Here is a 3,850-nt window from a genome sequence, read left to right as displayed (position 1 = left end):
GGCCAACAGGACGAGCGCGATCAGCCAGCGCATGACCTTCACTGTGTCGCCCCCTCTCCTCCGGGTGCCTCGACGTGCCGTCTGCCCTTCCGATAGGCCGCGTCCATCTGTTTGGCTTCGAGTTCTTTCTGACGAAGGTCGGTCGCGACCTGTCGTAGCGTCGGCGCAAGGTATTCATAGACCCGTCGGCACTCCTCTTCTTCCATACTGAACGGGTTCACGAATGCCCCTTTCTTGTCGTCCGGGACGACATGTTCTCTCAATTCTTCCACGAACAGCTCCATGATCCCGAGGAAGCCGTCAAACATCTTCCCGTAGACCGCCTGGGCGTTTTCAAGCGAACGCTGCGCTTTCAGGATCACTTCGAGCTCTCGCGTCTTCTGACGGAGCATCAAGATTTCCTGGTTCTGTCGTGTCACCGTATATTGGTGTTCCTGTAGTTCTTCATGGATATAGTTGATCGTCTCGTCAAAGGACGAGAAGTGATGTTCCATTCTCAGATCATTCAGGCGGTCGTGTGTTTCAGGGCTGACTTTCATACTGATTCGTGTCATCTCATTCCCTCATTTCTCATCGTTTTGGTCTGGTCATAAGCATCCATGTTTCCATTTTCCCGTCGATGGATTCCACCGACCCGATCAGTTTCTTCAGGTGCTTCATCATGTCTTCTTGGTTCAGGAACGCCCGATGGAGCTCGGCGTTCTGTTTCTGTAGGGTCTCGATCTGTCGGACTCGCAGGTCGTCGATTTCCTGTTGTGCTTTCAACTGTCGATACAAAAACGAGATGGTCATTTCAAAAGATGAGAAGCCCTGTTCGATCCGTAACTCATCCAGACGTTCGTGCGTCTCCGGGCTGACTTTTATACCAATCCGTGCCATATCCTATCGCCTCCTCTTTTCTCATCGGTCTAGTTCGTCACGTTCCCGTGCCATCGCCCGGGCACGGAGCTGGCGGTATTCCTGTTCATGACGACGCTCCTCCTCGCGCACGGTGCGGTCGAGCTGGTCGAGCAGTCGCCCGTCGGAGATCGGGAGGACCCGCGCCGCCGGCGCGAGGGCCGTGATCGACTGACGGCGGGGGGTCTCTGGTTTTACCGGGGCGCCACGCCCCGGCTTCCCGTTCGTCCCCCGTCTCTTGTCCTTCCGGGGGACGGACGGGACCGCTGACTTGCCGGTTCGGCCTCGGCGTTCCTCTCGCGTGTCGGGTGTCGATTTCCCCTTCGGTTGTTCCTTCGACGCGTCACGGTTGCCCGCTGACGGCTCCCCCTTTTCCCGTCCCATGGTCGGGAGGGCGAGGTCTTCGGTCACATCGGGTCTCGCCTTCGCCTGAGTGAGGAGCGTGTTCCCGAGTCGCTGGTACAGGTCGGCCCGCCGGTTGTCGGCGTACTGTCGCTCGAAGCGTGGCGAGCCCCCATAGGCACGGACGTGGACGCGCTGTTCGCGCTCCAAGCTCTCCTTGAGGTCGGCCCATTCGGTCGCCTTGTGCGTCTCGAGGTAGTGCGTGCTCGCCCGGTCGATCAGCTCCCGCAGTTCGGGATGATGTTCCTTGATCTTCTTGTAGTTCTGTTCCTTCTTCTGTGCCGGGAGACGTCGCCGGATCTCGGCGAGATGTCGGTCGAGCGTCGGGTCGGACCACGCCAGCCGTTCGTCACGCAACGGCTCGACGATCCGGTCCCGGGTCAACGCCCGGAGGCGTTCGAGTTCCGCATCCCGGTCCGTCAGCCCGGACAACAGACGGCTCTTCATCGTGTCGCGGACGGCGTCCTTGCGGAACGCCTCCTGTTCGGTCAACGGCTCCCGCTCGCCGACGGTCGCGATGTGCACGTGGATGTTGTCGGTGTTGCGATGAATCGACCCGACCCACAGGAGGTCGTCCCGTCCCATCTTCTTGCCCATGCCGTCCATCATGTCACGGACGGCGTCACGCAGGCGCCCCTCGTCGAGCCGGTCGGTCCTCGCGTCGTACAACTTCTGTTCTTCGAGCCACCGGTTGTCGAACGAGACGACGTCCTTCAGGAGATGGCCGTCGCGTTCGATCGAGTCGTCGAACCGGGCGATCAGGTCTGCCCGTTCCGTCTCGCTGATTGTGTCCCGTTCGCCCGTGAAGACGCCGAGCGAGCGCGTCTTCTGTTCGTCTTCCATATAGGTCGTATACCGTTCGATGGTGGGGTCGATGCGATCCTCCGTGTCGGTGAGTTCCATCTCGTCGAATCGGTTCATGTATGCATAGTAGGAGGCGACGGACCCGATCTCGCGCGTCTTCGTCGGTCTGTCATACTGACACTTCAGGACGATACCGGGCGTGCCGGACATGTCAGCGCACGTCCTTTCGGGTCGTCATCTTCCGCGTCATCCATTCCTGTTTCCAGCGTCTGATCTTGGCGTCGATCGAGCGTCTCAGTTCGTGGAACAGTCGGATGCGCGACCGGTCGCCGTTGCCTTCGAGGCGGAGCCGCGCGAAGGCCGCCGACTGGATCGCCATGACGTGGAGCGCCTCCTGTTCCGAGTCACAGCCGTATCGCTCACAGATGCGTTCGAGCTCGATCTGTGCCTCCGGTTCGAGCCGGAAGACGACTGCGCGGATCGCACGTGGGCGGTAGGCATACAGTTCGGATGTCGTCGTCTTGTGCATCGGTCACCCCTCCTCCCGGTCACGTTTTCGGGTGACGGGCAGACGCTCGTCGAGTCGTCGGGCGACCTCGACGAGGACGTCCTCGACGCCCTCGATCCGGTCCGCCAGGTTCAGGAACTCGACCGAACGAACGACCTGCCAGTCGACCGATCGCTGACGGATATCACCGTCCGCATAGGCCTCGAGGATGTACACCATCAATTCGTTCCGGCTCCATCCGACCTGTTCCGCTCGCGTGTCCAACAACTCGACGGCCGGTTTGCTCAACCCACGTACCAGTACATCCATCTTCTCTGTCGACCGCTTCGGTGGTCGCACACGTCCGCCCGTTGATTTTTTCGTTTCCATCATCTCGTTCCTCCTCCAAATCCATTCGTTTTCTCGGTCTCCCGGATCACGTTCGCCCGTTTTCAGGAAGACGATTGTTGTTCATCAAATCACCTTTTGGATGACAGGATGGACAGCTTGTACACCAGCCATTTGGATGCAAGGGAGAGGGTGACTAGAGCATAACTGTAATTTGATATCAAATGTGTATCAAATTACGCCCAAATCGCGGTAGTACCGCGATTTCAGGACGATATCAAAAAAACGCTCAATTTCCCCCTCTTGTCCCCCTGTTTTTCGAGGCCTGTTTACAGCCGTTTACTGATTCTTCCCCTCTTTGTCCCCTTCCGGGTTTACAGGTTGCCTGTCATCCACTCGCCGTTTTTCGGTCGGCGACTCTCCTGTTTTCCTGTTCCCAATGACGCGATTGGCACACAAGCTACTTGAGTGCCAATCTGTCGATTTCATGTCGCGAATCGCGCGATGTACGATCCGTTTTTGTCATGTTTCGGCGACGGAGATGGTCGTTTTTTTGTCGATCGGGCGTTCAGTTCGCGAGCGATTCGAGACGTTCACGCGTCACGTCGCGTGCCTCCTCGTGCTCCTCGATCTGGAGTTCGTTCGTCGTCATCCGCGTCGTGTTCTGTGTGATCTTGCTGTCGATCTCGCGCAGTTCCTCGTCCGACTTGTTCGCCCGTTGGGCATCGAGCTGGGCGTTCCGTTTCACGAGTTCTTCGTTCTCATAGAGGAGGTTCACGATCGCCTCCTCGTACGATTCGACACGCCATTCGAGCTCCGCCACGAGGCGGTCGTGCGTCCGTTCCCGGAACGCGTCCGCGTCCGCGTCGAGCGCGTCGACACGTTTCACGACGCCGTCCGACGTGAACAGTC

Annotated in this window: 6 protein-coding genes; all 6 read right to left on the bottom strand. The window is 58.8% G+C overall.

Features of this window, described 5'->3' with window-relative positions; genetic code table 11:
• Positions 1-38 precede the first annotated feature (38 nt).
• Complete coding sequence (locus GVY43_RS15380; RefSeq protein WP_159563739.1) at positions 39-554, bottom strand: hypothetical protein; 516 nt, start codon at positions 552-554, stop codon at positions 39-41.
• A 16-nt stretch (positions 555-570) separates the two neighbouring features.
• Positions 571-879 carry a hypothetical protein gene (locus GVY43_RS15375; protein ID WP_159563738.1) on the bottom strand — a complete coding sequence of 103 codons (309 nt, stop codon included), beginning with the start codon at positions 877-879 and terminating at the stop codon, positions 571-573.
• Positions 880-900: 21 nt separating this feature from the next.
• Positions 901-2,313, bottom strand: coding sequence for a MobP2 family relaxase (mobP2, locus tag GVY43_RS15370; RefSeq protein WP_159563737.1), 1,413 nt, complete (start codon positions 2,311-2,313; stop codon positions 901-903).
• Between the two features lies 1 nt (position 2,314).
• Positions 2,315-2,632: a hypothetical protein gene (locus GVY43_RS15365; protein ID WP_159563724.1), complete on the bottom strand. Its 318-nt coding sequence runs from the start codon at positions 2,630-2,632 to the stop codon at positions 2,315-2,317.
• A 3-nt stretch (positions 2,633-2,635) separates the two neighbouring features.
• Complete coding sequence (locus GVY43_RS15360; protein WP_159563736.1) at positions 2,636-2,980, bottom strand: hypothetical protein; 345 nt, start codon at positions 2,978-2,980, stop codon at positions 2,636-2,638.
• A gap of 526 nt (positions 2,981-3,506) precedes the next feature.
• On the bottom strand, positions 3,507-3,850 hold a 344-nt coding region (locus tag GVY43_RS15355; protein WP_159563726.1), incomplete at its 5' end, for a hypothetical protein.

Origin of the sequence: Exiguobacterium sp. 8H (assembly GCF_902506255.1) — a bacterium.
In the GTDB taxonomy this organism is placed as follows: Bacteria; Bacillota; Bacilli; order Exiguobacteriales; family Exiguobacteriaceae; genus Exiguobacterium; species Exiguobacterium profundum.
This window is presented reverse-complemented; position numbering and strand designations above follow the sequence as displayed.

Bases quoted from the DNA above. Each gene is read 5' to 3' on its own strand.
- GVY43_RS15375 (WP_159563738.1), bottom strand. From the start codon at position 879: ATGGCACGGATTGGTATAAAAGTCAGCCCGGAGACGCACGAACGTCTG.
- mobP2 (WP_159563737.1), bottom strand. From the start codon at position 2,313: ATGTCCGGCACGCCCGGTATCGTCCTGAAGTGTCAGTATGACAGACCG.
- GVY43_RS15365 (WP_159563724.1), bottom strand. From the start codon at position 2,632: ATGCACAAGACGACGACATCCGAACTGTATGCCTACCGCCCACGTGCG.
- GVY43_RS15380 (WP_159563739.1), bottom strand. From the start codon at position 554: ATGACACGAATCAGTATGAAAGTCAGCCCTGAAACACACGACCGCCTG.
- GVY43_RS15360 (WP_159563736.1), bottom strand. From the start codon at position 2,980: ATGGAAACGAAAAAATCAACGGGCGGACGTGTGCGACCACCGAAGCGG.